Source organism: Pseudomonas sp. MG-9, from assembly GCF_018729515.1.
GTDB lineage: Bacteria > Pseudomonadota > Gammaproteobacteria > Pseudomonadales > Pseudomonadaceae > Aquipseudomonas > Aquipseudomonas serboccidentalis.
In genome coordinates, this window is record NZ_JAHHZH010000003.1 from 276,911 (window position 1) to 293,740 (window position 16,830).

General features: G+C 61.0%; 12 protein-coding genes. 3 read left to right on the forward strand and 9 right to left on the reverse strand.

Going from position 1 to position 16,830, the window contains the following annotated elements; genetic code table 11:
* Positions 1-93 precede the first annotated feature (93 nt).
* The 3 genes from KKQ10_RS09580 to KKQ10_RS09590 are packed head-to-tail and all read right to left on the reverse strand — an operon-like array spanning position 94 to position 5,755.
* Positions 94-3,249, reverse strand: coding sequence for a CusA/CzcA family heavy metal efflux RND transporter (locus KKQ10_RS09580; protein ID WP_215500935.1), 3,156 nt, complete (start codon positions 3,247-3,249; stop codon positions 94-96).
* A 15-nt stretch (positions 3,250-3,264) separates the two neighbouring features.
* Positions 3,265-4,458, reverse strand: a complete 1,194-nt coding sequence (locus tag KKQ10_RS09585; protein ID WP_215500936.1) for an efflux RND transporter periplasmic adaptor subunit — start codon at positions 4,456-4,458, stop codon at positions 3,265-3,267.
* 49 nt (positions 4,459-4,507) lie between these two features.
* On the reverse strand, positions 4,508-5,755 hold the full coding sequence (locus tag KKQ10_RS09590; protein ID WP_215500937.1) for a TolC family protein: 1,248 nt from the start codon (positions 5,753-5,755) through the stop codon (positions 4,508-4,510).
* Between the two features lie 409 nt (positions 5,756-6,164).
* Between KKQ10_RS09590 and KKQ10_RS09595 the strand changes: the two genes are divergently transcribed.
* A complete protein-coding gene (locus KKQ10_RS09595; RefSeq protein ID WP_127651043.1) occupies positions 6,165-6,839 on the forward strand; it encodes a heavy metal response regulator transcription factor in 675 nt (224 codons plus the stop codon).
* The gene (locus KKQ10_RS09600) at positions 6,836-8,293 is read left to right on the forward strand and encodes a heavy metal sensor histidine kinase (RefSeq protein WP_215500938.1); all 1,458 of its coding nucleotides are present in this window, start codon (positions 6,836-6,838) and stop codon (positions 8,291-8,293) included. Before KKQ10_RS09595 ends, KKQ10_RS09600 begins: the two co-directional genes overlap by 4 nt.
* A 212-nt stretch (positions 8,294-8,505) precedes the next feature.
* Here KKQ10_RS09600 and KKQ10_RS09605 read toward each other — a convergent pair whose 3' ends face one another.
* The 6 genes from KKQ10_RS09605 to KKQ10_RS09630 are packed head-to-tail and all read right to left on the reverse strand — an operon-like array spanning position 8,506 to position 14,462.
* A complete protein-coding gene (locus tag KKQ10_RS09605) occupies positions 8,506-10,248 on the reverse strand; it encodes an ABC transporter substrate-binding protein (RefSeq protein ID WP_127651045.1) in 1,743 nt (580 codons plus the stop codon).
* Positions 10,249-10,295: 47 nt separating this feature from the next.
* Entirely contained in the window at positions 10,296-10,568 is a 273-nt protein-coding gene (locus KKQ10_RS09610; RefSeq protein WP_027614647.1) for a DUF2160 domain-containing protein, read from the reverse strand.
* 10 nt (positions 10,569-10,578) lie between these two features.
* On the reverse strand, positions 10,579-11,379 hold the full coding sequence (locus KKQ10_RS09615; protein WP_127651046.1) for a carbohydrate ABC transporter permease: 801 nt from the start codon (positions 11,377-11,379) through the stop codon (positions 10,579-10,581).
* A gap of 10 nt (positions 11,380-11,389) precedes the next feature.
* Positions 11,390-12,256, reverse strand: a complete 867-nt coding sequence (locus KKQ10_RS09620; protein ID WP_102357787.1) for a carbohydrate ABC transporter permease — start codon at positions 12,254-12,256, stop codon at positions 11,390-11,392.
* Positions 12,253-13,368: an ABC transporter ATP-binding protein gene (locus KKQ10_RS09625; protein ID WP_215500939.1), complete on the reverse strand. Its 1,116-nt coding sequence runs from the start codon at positions 13,366-13,368 to the stop codon at positions 12,253-12,255. The genes KKQ10_RS09620 and KKQ10_RS09625 overlap by 4 nt, the downstream gene beginning before the upstream one ends.
* On the reverse strand, positions 13,368-14,462 hold the full coding sequence (locus KKQ10_RS09630; RefSeq protein ID WP_127651048.1) for an ABC transporter ATP-binding protein: 1,095 nt from the start codon (positions 14,460-14,462) through the stop codon (positions 13,368-13,370). Before KKQ10_RS09630 ends, KKQ10_RS09625 begins: the two co-directional genes overlap by 1 nt.
* A 338-nt stretch (positions 14,463-14,800) precedes the next feature.
* Between KKQ10_RS09630 and KKQ10_RS09635 the strand changes: the two genes are divergently transcribed.
* The gene (locus KKQ10_RS09635; RefSeq protein ID WP_215500940.1) at positions 14,801-16,648 is read left to right on the forward strand and encodes a sigma-54-dependent Fis family transcriptional regulator; all 1,848 of its coding nucleotides are present in this window, start codon (positions 14,801-14,803) and stop codon (positions 16,646-16,648) included.
* Positions 16,649-16,830 lie beyond the last annotated feature (182 nt).

Genomic DNA, 16,830 nt, shown 5'->3' on the forward strand with positions numbered 1-16,830 from the left:
GTAGGAGTGAGCCTGCTCGCGATAGCGGTGGGTCAGCCGATGTAAATCTGGCTGATAGACCGATATCGCAAGCAGGCTCACTCCTACAAGGGATCACGGCTCAATCGAGATTGGGTCCTCATCCCGGCGATGGGCGATCTGGTACAGCGCCGGCAAGATCAGCAACGTGAGGATCGTCGAAGACAGAATCCCGCCAATCACCACCGTCGCCAGCGGCCGCTGCACTTCGGCCCCGGTGCCTGTCGCCAGGGCCATCGGAATAAACCCCAGCGACGCCACCAACGCGGTCATCAACACCGGCCGCAAGCGCGTCAGCGCGCCGACGTTGATCGCATCCATCAGCGAGCGCCCTTCCTCACGCAAATTGCGAATGAACGCGATCATCACCAGCCCGTTGAGTACCGCCACCCCGGACAGCGCGATAAACCCGACACCCGCCGAAATCGACAACGGAATATCCCGCAGCCACAACGCCATTACCCCACCGGTCAGCGCAAACGGAATCCCGGTAAACACCAGCAAGCCGTCCTTCAAATTGTTGAACATCATGAACAACAACCCGAACACCAGCAGCAGCGCCACCGGCACCACAATCTGCAAACGCTTGGCCGCCGATTGCAGCTGCTCGAACTGCCCGCCCCAACGGGTCCAGTAACCCGCCGGGATCTGCACATCACGTTCGATTACCTCGCCGGCCTCGCTGACAAACGAGCCGATATCACGCCCGCGCACGTTGGCGCTGACGATTACCAGACGCTTGCCGTCCTCGCGGCTGACCTGATTAGGTCCGAGCACCAAGTCGAGGCTGGCGACGTCTTGCAGCGCGATGAAGCCGATCTGATTCGCCGCTCCATTCAAAGGTGCGGGCACCGGAATCAACAGCGCCGACAGGCCGTCGATGTCCTTGCGCATGGCATCGGACAAACGCACCACCATGTCGAAACGCCGATCGCCCTCATACAATGTGCCGGCCTGACGCCCGCCCACCGCCACCGCAATGGTGTCCTGCACATCGCCGACGTTGAGCCCGTAACGCGCCGCTTTGTCGCGGTCAATGTTGATGGTCAGCACCGGCAGGCCGGTGGTCTGCTCGACCTTCACTTCAGAGGCGCCGTTGACCTTCTGCAGCGCCGCCGCGATCTTCGCCGCCGTGGCGTTGAGCACGTCCATGTCATCACCGAACACCTTCACCGCCACATCGCTGCGAACACCGGAGATCAATTCGTTGAAACGCAACTGAATCGGCTGCGACAGCTCATAATTGCTGCCCGGCAACATCGCGGCCGCAGCTTGCAGTTCGGCCATCAGGGTTTCGCGGGACTTGCCCGGATCCGGCCACTGCTCTTTCGGCTTGAGCATCACGTAGCTGTCAGAGATGTTCGGCGGCATCGGGTCGGAGGCGATTTCGGCGGTGCCGGTGCGGGCAAAAACACGTTCGACTTCTGGCACCTTCGCCAGTATCAACGTCTCCAGGCGCTGCTGCATGTCCACCGATTGCGTCAGGCTGGTGCCCGGCACGCGCAAGGCTTGCAGGGCAAAATCGCCTTCGCTGAGGCTCGGCACAAACTCGCTGCCCATGCGGCTGGTGAGCACGCCGCTGAGCACAATCACACCCAAAGCAGCGCCCACGGCCACTGTGCGATGCGCCATGACCCAGGCCAGCGCCGGTGCATAAACGCGACGTGCGCCGCGCATCACCGCGCCCTCTTCTTCCTTGACCTTGCCGCTGACGAACAGCGCGATGGCCGCCGGGACGAAGGTCACGGAAAGCAACATGGCCCCGAGCAAAGCGATGACCACGGTGAATGCCATCGGGTGGAACATTTTCCCTTCGACGCCGCTCAGGGCGAAGATCGGCAGGTACACCACCATGATGATCAACTGGCCAAAAATCAGCGGTCGCCGCGCCTCTTTCGCCGCCGCGAACACTTCCCTGAAACGCTCGGCACGAGTCAACAAGCGCCCGTGATGTTGCTGCGCATGGGCCAACCGGCGCAGGGTGTTTTCGACGATCACCACCGCACCGTCGACGATGATGCCGAAGTCCAGCGCGCCGAGGCTCATCAGGTTGGCGCTGACCTTGTTGCTGAACATGCCGGTGAAGGTGAACAGCATCGACAGCGGAATCACCATCGCGGTAATCAGCGCGGCGCGGATGTTGCCAAGGAACAGAAACAGAATCGCGATCACCAGAATCGCGCCTTCAACCAGGTTCTTTTTCACCGTGGCGATAGCCTTGTCGACCAGGTGCGTGCGGTCGTACACCGGCACGGCGATCACGCCTTGGGGCAAGGATTTATTGATCTGTTCGAGCTTGCTCGCGACTGCTTGCGAAACGGTTCGACTGTTTTCGCCGATCAGCATGAACACCGTGCCGAGCACCACTTCACGGCCGTTTTCGGTGGCCGCACCGCTGCGCAGTTCGCGGCCGATTTCCACCGTGGCGACGTTCTTCACCCGGATCGGCGTGCCGTCGACGTTGGCCATGACGATGTTGGCGATGTCCTCGGTGCTCGCCACTTGCCCCGGTGCGCGGATCAGCAACTGCTCGCCGCTGCGCTCGATGTAACCGGCGCCGACGTTGGCGTTGTTGCGCTCCAGCGCGGTGACCAGATCAGTGAGGGTCAGCTTGTACGCGGCCAAGCGTTTCGGGTCCGGCGCAATCTGATATTCCTTGGCAAAACCACCGATGGTGTTGATCTCGGCGACACCCGGCACGTTGCGCAATTGCGGCTTGATGATCCAGTCCTGAATCACCCGCAAATCGGTCGGTGTGTAGGGCGTGCCGTCGTCCTTCAGCGCGCCCTCCCGGGCTTCCACCGTCCACAAAAAGATCTCGCCGAGGCCGGTGGAAATCGGCCCCATCAGCGCTTCCGCGCCTTCGGGCAATTGCTCCCTGGCGATCTGCAAACGCTCGTTGACCAGTTGCCGGGCGAAGAACAGGTCGGTGCCGTCCTTGAAGATCACCGTGACCTGCGACAGCCCCGAACGCGACAGCGAACGGGTCTGCTCCAGCGCCGGCAGACCGGCCATCGCAGTTTCAATCGGGAAGGTGATGCGCTGCTCGGTTTCCAGCGGCGAGAACCCGGCGGCGCCGGTGTTGATCTGCACCTGGACGTTGGTGATGTCGGGCACGGCGTCGATCGGCAGTTTCTGATAACTGGCGATGCCGAGGCCGGCCATGAGCAGAACGGCGAGCAGCACGATGATGCGCTGCTCGATGGCAAACTGGATCAGGCGTTCGAACATGAGGACCTTCCAGGATTAATGGCTGTGCTCGGCTGAGGCTTTGCCCAGCTCCGACTTGAGGACGAAGCTGCCGACGCTGGCGACTTGCACGCCCGCTTCCAGCCCTTGGGTGACTTCCACGTGGCCGGCTGCGCGGCTGCCCAGCTCCACCGCTTGCGCCTTGAAGCCGTCGTCGGTGCGCACGAACACCGTGGGTTTGTCCTCGACGGTCTGGATCGCGGTTTCCGGCACAGCAACCTTGACCTCGCGGCTGTCGGTAGCCACCCGCGCGCTGACGAACAGCCCGGGGCGCCATGAGCCCTGCGGGTTTTCCAGCGTCACGCGGACGGTCGCGGTGCGCGTTTGTTCGCCGAGCAGGCTGCCGACGTAAGCCACGCTGCCGGTCACTTGCGCTTTCAGTTCAGGTGCGCTGACGGTCACCGGTTTGCCCACCTGCACCTTGGTCAGATCCTTGGGCGAGACGCCGAACGTGACCCACACGCGAGACAAATCCGAAAGGGTGAAAGCGGCCGTGGTTTCATCGACCACCTCCCCCGGCGTCAGGTGTTTTTCCACCACCACACCGTCGAACGGTGCGCGCAGTTCGTAGCGATTGCCGCCGGTGGCGACCACGCTGCCGCTGAGCACGCTGATTTTCTGCCGGGCGTTGTTCATGGCGATTTCCGCCTCCTCCAGCGCCTGCTTCGCCTGCAGGAAATCCTGCTCGGCGGAGATCTTGTCCTGCCACAGCTTTTTCTCGCGCTCGTAGGTGGTGCGCGCCAACGCCAGACGCCGTTGCGCGGCGGCCTGTTCGCTGCGCTGCTCAGAGATCTGCTGACTGGCGATCACCGCCAGCAACTGGCCCTTTTTCACCGGTTGCCCGAGGTTGACTGCCACCGACTCGACCACCCCCGGCACTCGCGGTACGACGTGGGCGGTGCGGTCCTCGTCGAAGCGCACTTCACCGGGGAACGACAGGCCAAGACTGATGCTCTGCGCTCGCGCCTCGGCCAGTTGAATACCCGCCGCCGCGATCTGCTCGGCGCTCAGTTCGATGTGCCCTTCTTCGTCATGTTCACCGTCGGCCGCAGCGCCCTCCTCGGCGTGATCGGCGTGTTCGGAGGCCTCATCGGCGTGCGCTTCGAGCGTGCTCGTGGTCGGCCACATCGCGCCGATGCCAATACCCAGCACCAAGGTCGCCACCGCGACCACCATCAGTTTTTTATCCATGGAAACTCCTCTGCGCCGTGCCTTCGCGCAGTTGTCTGAAAAGTTAAATTCAAGGGAGGACGCTGAGGTCGCCGAAGATCCGTTCAAGGCGCACGCGGGCGTCGGTCGCCTCGCTCACGGCCTGGATGTATTGGCTGCGCGCGGCGATCAGCGTGCGCTGGGCGTCGAGCACGTCGAGGAAGCCGAACTTGCCCATTTCGAAACCGCGGGTGGCGCTGTCGACTGCACTTTGCGCGGCGGGCAGGATGGTCTGATTGAAGGCTTTGACTTCGCCATTGGCGGTCTGCCATTGCTCAAGGCTGATCTGGACTTCGGTGCGCAAACGCAGCTCGGTGGCGTTGCGCAGATCCCGCGCCTGATCGCTGCGCCGCGCCGCCGCCAACACGTTGCCCTGATTGCGGTTGAACAGCGGAATCGGCATCGACAGCCCGACCACGTTGACCCGCTCGCGCTCGGTCTCGCTGTACTGGCTGCCGATGCTCACGGTCAGGTCGGGAATGCGCTGAGACTTTTCCAGGCCCAACGACGCTTCGCGCTGATCGATCTGCAACTTGGCCAGACGCAGTTCAGCGCTCTGGTTCAGACGCTCGAGCAAACGGCTCGGCGGCGGCACCGTGGCGAGGTTTTGCGTGGCGGCTTGCACGTTGGTCGACGTGGGCAACGGTGCGCCCATGACCTGCGCCAACTGCTGATATGCATTGGCCTGATCACGTTCGGCGCGGCTCAGCTCCAGGCGCACTTCCGAGAGCTGCACTTGCGCCCGCGTGCCCTCGACCGGCGACGATTTACCCGCTTCGATGCGCCCCTGCGCCACGCGTAAACCGTGCTCGGCCAGTTGCAGCGACTGGCGCGACAGCTGCAAACGTTGCTGCGCGGTTTGCGCGCTGTTGAACGCCTGAATCACATCGGCACGCAAGGCATTGCGCTTGCGCTCCAGTTCGATGCCAGCAGCGTCCTGCGCACGGCTGGCGACGTCGATGCGCGCACCGCGTTTGCCGCCCAGTTCAATCGGCTGGCTGAGCATCACCGTGGTGGTGCGCGAATTGCGTCGAGTGTCTTCGGCCTCCCACGACACTTCGGGGTTGGGGATCAGCCCAGCCTGTTGGCGATCGCCCTCGGCAATGCCGATTTCCCACTGCGCAGCGGCCAGGTCCGGGTTGCCGGCAAAGGCGCTTTGCAGCGCCTGATCGAGGGTCAGGGTCGAGGCACTGGCAAGGCTGCTGCACGCCAGCAACAAGAGGCCGCTGGCGGTTTTATTCAGGCGTGATCGCGCCGTCAGTTCGGTTAAACCGGGCAATTGGAAGACTTCCTTTATTCAAGAATCTTTGATGCCGCCACGGTAGGGTTTTGAACTTATCGACAAGGTGACTGGAACATTACAAATCCGTTATCCACGGTTGGCGGAAGTTGTTTTGCTCTAGGATGCGAAGTGCAAAGGGTTTTGTCGCAATACATCGAAACAAATACGCACTAGTTATCTGCCGAACAGCACTTGCCGAAATCGAACTCATGAAAATCTGCCTTCCCTGTTGCGACAGGCTGTCGCAGATGGCCGATTTAAAGGCTTCGCTGGTTGACCCTGTAGCCACTTCAGCCTTTACCGTGCCCGTCATCGAGTTATTGAACCGTCCGGAAGCCCTACAAAAACAACAACTTTCCCCGGCCACCTTAATTAAATCTCCATTAAATAAAAGTGGTGAAAGATCATGCGAATCCTTGTCGTCGAGGACGAGCTTAAAGCTGCCGAATACTTGCATCAGGGTTTGACCGAAAGTGGTTATATCGTTGACCACGCCGTCAATGGCGCCGATGGATTACATCTGGCGCAACAACAGGTGTATGACCTGATCATTCTCGACGTGAACCTGCCGGAACTGGACGGCTGGGGCGTGCTGGAGCAACTGCGCCGCACCCACTCAACCCGAGTGATGATGCTCACCGCGCGCGGACGGCTGGCGGACAAGATCCGTGGTCTGGATCTGGGCGCCGATGATTATCTGGTCAAGCCGTTCGAGTTTCCCGAACTGCTGGCGCGGGTGCGCACCTTGATGCGTCGCAGCGAAAACATCCCGGTGCCACAGGTGTTGAAAGTGGCCGATCTGGAACTCGATCCGGGCCGCCATCGGGCGTTTCGTGGCGCGCAGCGTATCGACCTGACCACCAAGGAATTCGCCCTGCTGCACCTGCTGATGCGCCAGTCCGGCGAGGTGCTGACCCGCACGCAAATCATCTCGCTGGTGTGGGACATGAATTTCGACTGCGACACCAACGTGGTCGAAGTGTCGATCCGCCGTTTGCGGGCGAAAATCGACGACCCGTTCGACAACAAACTCATCCACACCCTGCGCGGTGTCGGTTACGTGCTGGAGGCGCGGGAATGAAGCCGGCAAGCCTGTCGATGCGCCTCGGTCTGACGGTGAGTATTCTCGGCGCGCTGTTGGTGGTGTTTCTGGCGATCCTCGCGTATTTCGCCCTGACCCATGAGCTGAATGCGCTGTCGCGCGACAGCCTGCAAAAGAAGATGGCGCAGGTCGAGCACAGCCTGTCGCTGTATGTCGATGCCAATGAAGTCAGCGGCAAGCCGCACATTCTGCTCGATCAGGTCATGGGCCATGACAACCTGACGCTGACGATTTACGACCGCTTGAATCTGCGTTCACCGCTGCTCAAATCCGGCTCCGGGTTGAAGGATCCGCGCGCGGAATGGCGGGCCGTGCAGGTGACCACCGATCAGTTGACCTACAGCGACAGCAGCGATGCCGAAGGCGCGAAGTTCCTCACGGCGTCGAAGCTGATTCGCCTCAAGGATGGCAGCAGCGTGCCGGTGCTGCTGTCGATGGACAACGCGCATGATCAGGCCCTGCTCAGTGCTTATCTGCGCTCGACATTGATCGCCTTGCCGCTGTTGCTGGTGTTCATCGGCCTCACAGCGTGGGGCGCGGTGCAGCGCGGACTGGCGCCGATGCGCGAGTTTCGCAAAGTGGCGGCGATGGTCTCGACCCAGGACCTGGACCATCGGCTGTCGATGGTGAACATGCCGCAGGAGCTGAGCGAACTGGCGCAGGGCATCAACTTCATGCTGCATCGGCTGGATGCCGGAGTGCAGCAGTTGTCGCAGTTCTCCGATGACCTGGCGCATGAGCTGCGTACGCCGATCAACAACCTGATGGGCAAGGCGCAGGTGACCTTGTCCCGCGAGCGCACGACCGAGGAATACAAGGACGTGTTGGTGTCGTGCACCGAGGAGCTGGAACGCGTGGCGCGGATTGTCTCGGACATGCTGTTTCTGGCGCAGGTCAGTCATCCGTCGGCGCTGGCTCCGTTCGAGTCGGTGGCGCTGGAGGCTGAAGCGGCGAAAGTGGCGGAGATGTTTTCGCTGTCGGCGCAGGACAAGCAGATTCATTTGAATGTCATTGGCAGCGCACAGGTGATGGGGGATCGGTTGATGATTCAGCGGGCGATTTCCAATCTCTTGTCCAATGCCTTGCGCCACTGCCCGAACGGGAAAACCGTGACGCTGCTGATCGAGCAAGGGGCGACGCAGAGCTCGCTGCTGGTGAGCAATCCCGGGGCCGGAATCGAAGCGCAGCATCTGCCGCATCTGTTCGACCGCTTCTACCGCGTCGACAGCGCCCGCGCGCGCTCGCAGGGCAGCACCGGGTTGGGGCTGGCGATCGTGCGTTCGATCATGAGCCTGCATCAGGGGGGCGCGGAGGTGAAGAGCTTGCCGGGGGCCATGACCGTGTTCCGCCTCGGTTTTCCTGCGCTGACACCAATGGCCCCATCGCTTGCAGGCAATTCAAGCATGAAGCTGGCATTGACCGATGTCCTGTAGGAGCTGCCGCAGGCTGCGATCTTTTGCCTTGGCCTTTGAAGATCAGGATCAAAAGATCGCAGCCTGCGGCAGCTCCTACAGGGATCGGGGTGTTTTTGAGTTTTGTGAACACCACAGAAACTTGTAGGAGTGAGCCTGCTCGCGATGGCGGTCGATCAAGCACAAAAGAAAACGGCACCTTTCGGTGCCGTTCGCCTTTCACATTTCAGCTGTTACTTGCGCGCATCCGCCCACGATTTCAGCAGTTGGTTGTAGTTCACGGTCTCGCCCTTCGGCTTCTCGTTGGCCAGTTTCGGTTTCGGTGCACCCGGTTGATCGAACCAGTACTGGGCATCGCGTTCCGGGTTCATTTTCGGGGCGCACACCGCTTGGGCCTTGGAGCGTTCCAGACGCGTCATGATCGCGTCCTGATCCTTGGCCAAACCATCCAGCGCCTGTTGCGGGGTCTTCTCGCCGCTGGCCGCTTCGGCGATGTGGCTCCACCACAACTGAGCGAGACGCGGGTAGTCCGGCACGTTGGTCCCGGTCGGGGTCCATTGCACGCGGGCCGGGCTGCGGTAGAACTCGACCAGGCCGCCGAGCTTCGGCGCCAGATCGGTCATCGCTTGCGAGTTGATGTCCGACTCGCGAATCGGCGTCAGGCCGACGATGGTTTTCTTCAGCGACACGGTTTTCGAGGTGACGAACTGCGCGTACAGCCACGCCGCGAGTTTCTGCTTCTCAGGCGTGGATTTCATGAACGTCCACGAACCCACGTCCTGATACCCGAGCTTCATGCCCTCTTCCCAATACGGCCCGCGCGGCGACGGCGCCATGCGCCATTTCGGCGTACCGTCGGCGTTGACCACCGGCAGGCCCGGTTTGGTCATGTCGGCGGTGAACGCGGTGTACCAGAAGATCTGCTGGGCAATGTTGCCCTGGGACGGCACCGGGCCGGACTCGGAGAAGGTCATGCCCGCCGCTTCCGGTGGCGCGTAGGCCTTGAGCCAGTCGACGTATTTCTGCGTGGCGAACACCGCCGCCGGGCCGTTGGTGTCGCCGCCGCGGGTCACGCTGGAACCCACCGGATGGCAGTCCTCGACGCGAATCCCCCACTCGTCCACCGGCAAGCCGTTGGGCAGGCCCTTGTCGCCACCACCGGCCATGGAGAACCAGGCATCGGTGAAACGCCAGCCCAGCGACGGGTCTTTCTTGCCGTAGTCCATGTGCCCGTAGACGCGCTTGCCGTCGATTTCCTTGACGTCTTCGCTGAAGAATTTGGCGATGTCTTCATAGGCCGACCAGTTCACCGGCACACCGAGTTCGTAGCCGTACTTTTCCTTGAACTTGGCTTTCAGGTCGGCGCGTTCGAACCAGTCGGCGCGGAACCAGTACAGGTTGGCGAACTGCTGGTCGGGCAGTTGATAGATCTTGCCGTCCGGCGCGGTGGTGAACGAGATGCCGATGAAGTCCTTGATGTCGAGGGTCGGCGAGGTGAAGTTCTTGCCTTCGTTGGCCATCAGGTCGGTGATCGACTCGGTCTTGCCATAGCGAAAGTGCGTGCCGATCAGGTCCGAGTCGTTGACCCAACCGTCGTAGATGTTCTTGTCGGACTGCATCACCGTCTGCATTTTTTCCACCACGTCGCCTTCTTGCAGCAGGTCGTGGGTGAGCTTGATCCCGGTGATTTCGGTGAAGGCCTTGGCCAGCACCTTGGACTCGTATTCGTGGGTGGTCAGGGTCTCGGAAACCACTTTGATTTCCATGCCGCGAAACGGCTCGGCGGCCTTGATGAACCACTTCAGTTCTTCGAGCTGCTGATCCGCCGTCAGGGTCGACGGTTTGAATTCGCTGCCGATCCATTTTTTCGCGGCGTCTTCGTAGGCATCGGCCCAGGCAGATGCGCTCAAACCACTGAGTGCCAGCATGGCTGCCAATGAAATGCTATGTCGCAGCTTATTGTTTTTGTCGAACATAGAGACCTCCAGTTTGAGTTACGGAGCACGATTGCCGAGCGACTCGACTAGCCCCAGCGCATCACAACCAACAGCCACACCAGAGACAGCGCGGACGCTACCCAGATGCTCCAGTCGGTGACGCCGATTACCAGCAGATGCAGGTAGGCGCTGCCGAGAAGACCGATGAACAAGCGATCGCCACGGGTGGTGGCAATCGGCAGAAAACCTCGCCGCAGGATGCTCGGCGAGCGCAATTCCCAGGTGGTCATGCCCACCAGCAGCAGGCCGATGGCGATAAAGAACCCCGCCGTGGGGGTGGTCCAGCTCATCCATTCCATCATGCGTTCCTCAGACCCGACCCAGGGCAAAGCCCTTGGCCACGTGGTTGCGAACAAACCAGATCACCAGCATCCCCGGCAGGATGGTCAATACCCCCGCCGCCGCCAGCACGCCCCAGTCGATGCCCGAAGCGGAAACCGTGCGCGTCATCACCGCGGCAATCGGCTTGGCATTCACCGAGGTCAGCGTGCGCGCCAGCAGCAGTTCGACCCAGGAAAACATGAAGCAGAAAAACGCCGTGACGCCGATGCCGGAGCCGATCAGCGGGATGAAAATCTTCACGAAGAACTTGGGGAAGCTGTAGCCGTCGATGTAAGCGGTTTCGTCGATTTCCTTCGGTACACCGGACATGAAACCTTCAAGAATCCACACCGCCAGCGGCACGTTGAACAGGCAGTGCGCCAACGCCACGGCAATGTGCGTGTCGAACAGCCCGATCGACGAATACAACTGGAAGAACGGCAACAGAAACACCGCCGGCGGCGCCATGCGGTTGGTCAGCAACCAGAAGAACAAGTGCTTGTCGCCAAGGAAGCGATACCGCGAAAACGCGTACGCCGCCGGCAACGCCACGCTCAGCGAGATCACTGTGTTCAGGCTGACGTAGTACAGCGAGTTGATGTAGCCGCTGTACCAGCTCGGATCGGTGAAGATCACCTTGTAGTTGTGCCAGGTGAAATCCTGGGGGAACAGCGTCAGGCCGCCGAGGATCTCGGTGTTGCTCTTGAACGACATGTTCAGCAGCCAGTAGATCGGCACCAGCACGAACAGGATGTAGACCAGCAGCGGGATAAGCTTTCTTTTGCTCATGGCCGGGCCCTCAGCGATTGGCGTCGGAATGGGTCATGGCGGTGTAGAACAGCCACGAAACCAACAGGATGATCAGGAAGTACACCAGCGAAAACGCCGCTGCCGGCCCCAGATCGAATTGGCCGACGGCCATCTGCGTCAACGTCTGACTGAGGAAGGTCGTGGCATTGCCCGGCCCGCCGCCGGTGAGCACGAACGGCTCGGTGTAGATCATGAAACTGTCCATGAAGCGCAGCATCACCGCGATCAGCAGCACGCTTTTCAGCTTCGGCAACTGGATGTGGCGGAACACTGCCCACGCCGACGCGCGGTCAATCCGCGCCGCCTGGTAATACACGTCGGGAATCGCCCGCAGCCCGGAGAAACACAGCAACGCCACCAGCGAGGTCCAGTGCCAGACGTCCATCACCAGCACCGTGACCCAGGCGTCCATGGTGTTGGCCGCGTAGTTGTAGCTGATACCCAGCGCATTCAGGCTCGAGCCGAGCAGGCCGATGTCGGCGCGGCCGAAGATCTGCCAGATGGTGCCGACCACGTTCCACGGAATCAGCAACGGAATCGCCAGAATGATCAACACCACTGACGACCAGCGGCCCTTGGTCGGCATGGTCAGGGCGATGCCGATGCCCAGAGGGATTTCGATCAGCAGCACGCACGCCGAGTAGATGAACTGGCGCAGCAGCGAGTCATGCAGACGCGGATCGAGCAGCACCTGCTTGTACCAGTCGGCACCGACGAAGTAGCGACTGGACTGGTCGAAGATGTCCTGCACCGAGTAGTTGACCACGGTCATCATCGGGATCACCGCGCTGAACGCCACCAGCAGAAACACCGGTAACACCAGCCACCAGGCCTTGTTGTTCTGCACCTTGTTCATGGCTGCACCTCGGTAGTGTCGGTGTCTTCCAGCAGGAATTCGTCGGCATAGACCATCAGCCACTGCGCCGGAAAACTGATGTACGCCGTGCCCTGCGGCACCGGTTTGTCTTCGGCCAGGCGCACCTTCAGCGGCGCGCCATCGAGGTCGAGGGTGAGGATCTTGTAGGTGCCGAGGTCTTCGACGTGTACGACCCGCGCCTGCAGCGCCTCGTCAAACGGCTCGTCCCACACATGAATGAACTCGGGACGGATGCCGACCTTCAGATTTTTCCACTGACCGTGTTCGATATGCCGCTGCAAGGCGTCGGAAAGTGGCAAATGTGTCGAGGCGAAACCGACCCCGCCCGGTTGCGGCTGCACGTCGATCAGGTTCATCCCGGGGCTGCCGATGAAGTAGCCGACAAAGGTGTGACTCGGCCGCTCGAACAATTCCCGGGGCGTACCGAACTGCACGATCTGCCCGCCGTACATCACCGCGATCTTGTCGGCGAAGGTCGAAGCCTCCAGTTGATCGTGGGTGACGTAGACCATGGTGATGTTGAACTGCTCGTGGATCTGCTTGAGCTTGCGCCGCAGTTTCCACTTCAAGTGCGGGTCGATCACCGTCAGCGGTTCGTCGAAGAGGATCGCCGAGACGTCGTCACGCACCAGGCCACGGCCCATGGAGACTTTTTGTTTTTCGTCGGCGGTGAGGTTGCGCGCCTTCTTGCTCAGCAGGTTTTGCAGGTCGAGGACTTCGGCGATTTCCTGCACCTTGCTGTGTACTTTCGCCTCGGCCATGCCCTGGTTTCTCAGGGGGAATGCGAGGTTGTCGAACACGGTCATGGTGTCGTAGACCACCGGGAACTGGAACACCTGGGCGATGTTGCGCTTCTCCGGGGTCAGGTCGTTGACCGCTTTGCCATCGAACAACACGTGCCCTTGCGAGGGGCTGAGCAGGCCGGAAATGATGTTTAGCAGGGTGGATTTGCCGCACCCCGATGGGCCGAGCAAGGCGTAGGCGCCACCCTGCTCCCAGATGTGGTCCATCTCGCGGATCGCGTAATCATCAGGCCCGCTCGGCTGCTTGCTGTAGCTGTGGGCGAGGTGCTGCAAACGGATTTCGGCCATCAGGCAACCCTCGCGACACGTTGGCCCGGTGCCTGCACCAGACGGCCCTGCGCATCGAACACGAACAGTTTATGGGTCGGGATGTAGATGCGGATCGGCGCATCGACGTCGTACTCGTGAACCCCGGGCAGGTGCAGCACCAGCAGGAAATGCTCGTTGCGCACGTGCAGAAAGGTTTCCGAACCGCTGATCTCCGCCACTTCGACGGTGACCGCCAGTTCCAGATCGTCATCGTTGCTCGGCACCAGCGAGATATGGCTGGGGCGCACGCCAAAACGGAACTCGCCCTCACCCACCGGGCGCAGATCGACGTTCAACGGGAAGTGCACGAAGTTGGCGAAGCTGACTTCGTTACCGGCAATACGCCCGGGCATCAGGTTGATCGGCGGTTCGGAGAACAACTCCGCCGCCAGCACCGTTTGCGGCTGGTGGTAGACCGCCGTCGAAGGGCCGCTCTGGATCACCCGGCCCTCGTGCAGAATCGTCGTGGTGCCGCCCAGTGCCAACGCTTCGTTGGGCTCAGTGGTGGCGTAGATCGCGATGGTGTGGCGCAGTTTGAACAACTCGCGCATTTCCTGGCGCAGCTCTTCGCGCAGCTTGTAGTCGAGGTTGACCAGCGGCTCGTCGAACAGGATCAGCTCGGCATCCTTGACCAGCGCCCGGGCCATCGCCGTGCGCTGCTGCTGACCGCCGGAAAGCTCCAGCGGATAGCGCTGCAAGAACTTCTCGATGCGCAGCATGCGCGCGGTTTCCTCGACCTTGCTGTGGATGAGCTCCTTGGTGACACCGGCCTGGCGCAACGGCGAGGCGATGTTCTCGAACACGGTCATGGTCGGGTAATTGATGAACTGCTGATAGACCATCGACACGTTGCGCAGGCGCACCGGGCGCTGGGTGACGTCAACGCCGTTCATCAGGATGCGACCGCTGTCGGGCTTGTCCAGACCGGCCATCAGACGCATGAGGCTGGTCTTGCCGGACAGCGTGCGACCGAGCAGAACATTGAAGGATCCGGGTTCGAATTTCAGGCAGGCATCGTCGATCCAGGTCTGGCCTTCGACGGTACGGCTGACGTGCTCCAGGGTGAGTGACATGGCTCGGCCTTTTTATTATTGGAGTCAAGCGACCTGTGCAGCAGAGCGACATTCGTGCCAGAAATGGCAACTGGTTGATTTGTCGTGAAAAGTGCCGAAAACGCGGGGAACGGGCGTTCATTGCTGAACACATTTGAACAGTTGGGCGATTGACAATGAACAATAGTGAACAACACTCTAAGGACTGTTCACGCTCCCTGTAGGAGCTGCCGAAGGCTGCGATCTTTTGACTTTTGTTATTAAAAAAGATCAAAAGATCGCAGCCTTCGGCAGCTCCTACACGGTGTTTGTGTCATCCATAACAATAATAAAAACGCTGCATCAGAGGCTGACCTGCCATGGCCGCACCTGCCCCGCCGCTGTCCCACGACGCGATCGTCCAGACCTCCTGGCAACGTTGCCGCGCCTTCGGTCTCAACCATCAAAGCGCCCCGGCGTTCGATCAACTGCCCGCCGCCGGCATCGCGCAGTTGCTCGACAGTCACCATTCGCTGGTGCAGACCACCCATCAGGAAGTGCTGCCGTACTACGAGAACATCCTGAGTAATTCCAATTGCCTGATCATGCTCGCCGACCATCAGGGCCAGGTGCTGACATCGTGGGGCACCCAGCGCTTTATCGAGCCGAACCTGGCCCGGGGCTTTCGCGCCGGCGCGAGCTGGATGGAACGCTCCAGCGGCACCAATGCGATTGGCACCGCGCTGGCCTGCGAGCAAGCGGTGCACATCGAACATGACGAGCACTTTCTCAAGGCCAACCGTTTCATGACCGGTTCCGCCGCGCCGATTTTCGACGCCGAGCGCAAAGTCATCGCGGTGCTCGACGTGTCCAGCGACAGTTACCTGCCGCCCTCGCACACCCTGGGCATGGTCAAGATGATGAGCCAGACCGTAGAGAACCGGCTGATCCTCAACCTGTTCCACGGCCAGCACTTTCAACTGACCTTCAACACCGGGTTGAACAACCTCGACAGTCAGTGGGCGGGTCTGTTGATTTTCGATGAGGGCGGTCAGGTGCTGTCGGCCAATCGGCGGGCGGACAATCTGCTCGGTGTGCGTTTATCGCGGGTCAGCGTCGAAAGTCTGTTCAAGGTGTCGTTGCTGGAGTTGATCAATCAGCCGGATGGCTTGCCGTTTGCCTTGCAGACCTCGGGGCGAAACCGCTTTCAGTGTTTATTGAAGCGACCGAAACAGGCACCGGTTCAGGCACGAGTGTTTACCGAGCCGAAAAGCGCGGAACCGCCTGTTAAAGCGTCGAACGCGATCAGCCTCAACACCCTGCACTTCGGCGACAGCCGCGTGGAAAAAGCCGTGCGCCAGGCCGAACGCCTGCTGGAAAAGGACATTCCGCTACTGATCCACGGTGAAACCGGAGTCGGCAAAGAGGTATTCGTCAAAGCCCTGCACCAGGCCAGCTCGCGCAGCAAACAGGCATTCATCGCCGTCAACTGTGCGGCGATCCCCGCCGAACTGGTGGAGTCGGAACTGTTCGGCTACGAGAAAGGCGCGTTCACTGGCGCCAACCAGAAAGGCAGCATCGGCCTGATCCGCAAGGCCGACAAAGGCACGCTGTTCCTCGACGAAATCGGCGATATGCCATTGCCGACCCAGGCGCGCCTGTTGCGGGTGCTACAGGAGCGCTGCGTACAACCGGTGGGCAGCAGTGAGCTGTTCCCGGTGGATCTGCGAATTATCTCGGCGACCAACCGTTCGCTGCGCGAACAGGTGCAATTGGGGCGGTTTCGCGAGGATTTGTATTACCGCATCGGCGGCCTGACCCTTGAGCTGCCACCGCTGAGGGAACGCAGTGATAAAGAGGCGTTGTTCAAACGCCTGTGGGAGCAGCATCGCGAGCCGACGCAATGGGCTGGGTTGAGCCGTGAGGTGCTGGAACTGTTCGAGCGCCATCCGTGGCCGGGCAATCTGCGCCAGGTCAGCAGCGTGATGCAGGTGGCGCTGGCGATGGCCGAGGAACAGCCAGTGCGATCGGAGCATTTGCCGGATGATTTTTTTGTCGATCTGGAAATGGAGCCAGTCGAGAGCGCGCCGCCACTGGGGGTTGATCTGAATGATATTGAAGCCTTGAACCGGGAGTTGAAGGCGGCTGGGGGGAATATTTCGCATTTGGCGCGGCGGCTGGGTGTGAGCCGCAACACCCTGTACAAGCGGTTGCGCCAAGCCGAATGACAAGCCGGCCGGTCTGGCCTCTTCACGAGCAAGCCCGCTCCCACAGGATTGGCGTCGTACCTATAACTCAAACCCACCAGAGATCAATTGTGGGAGCGGGCTTGCTCGCGAAGGCGCCAGTCCCGTCACCACACAAACCACAGCCCACCCCAAAAACAAAAACCCGCACAAGGCGGGTTTTG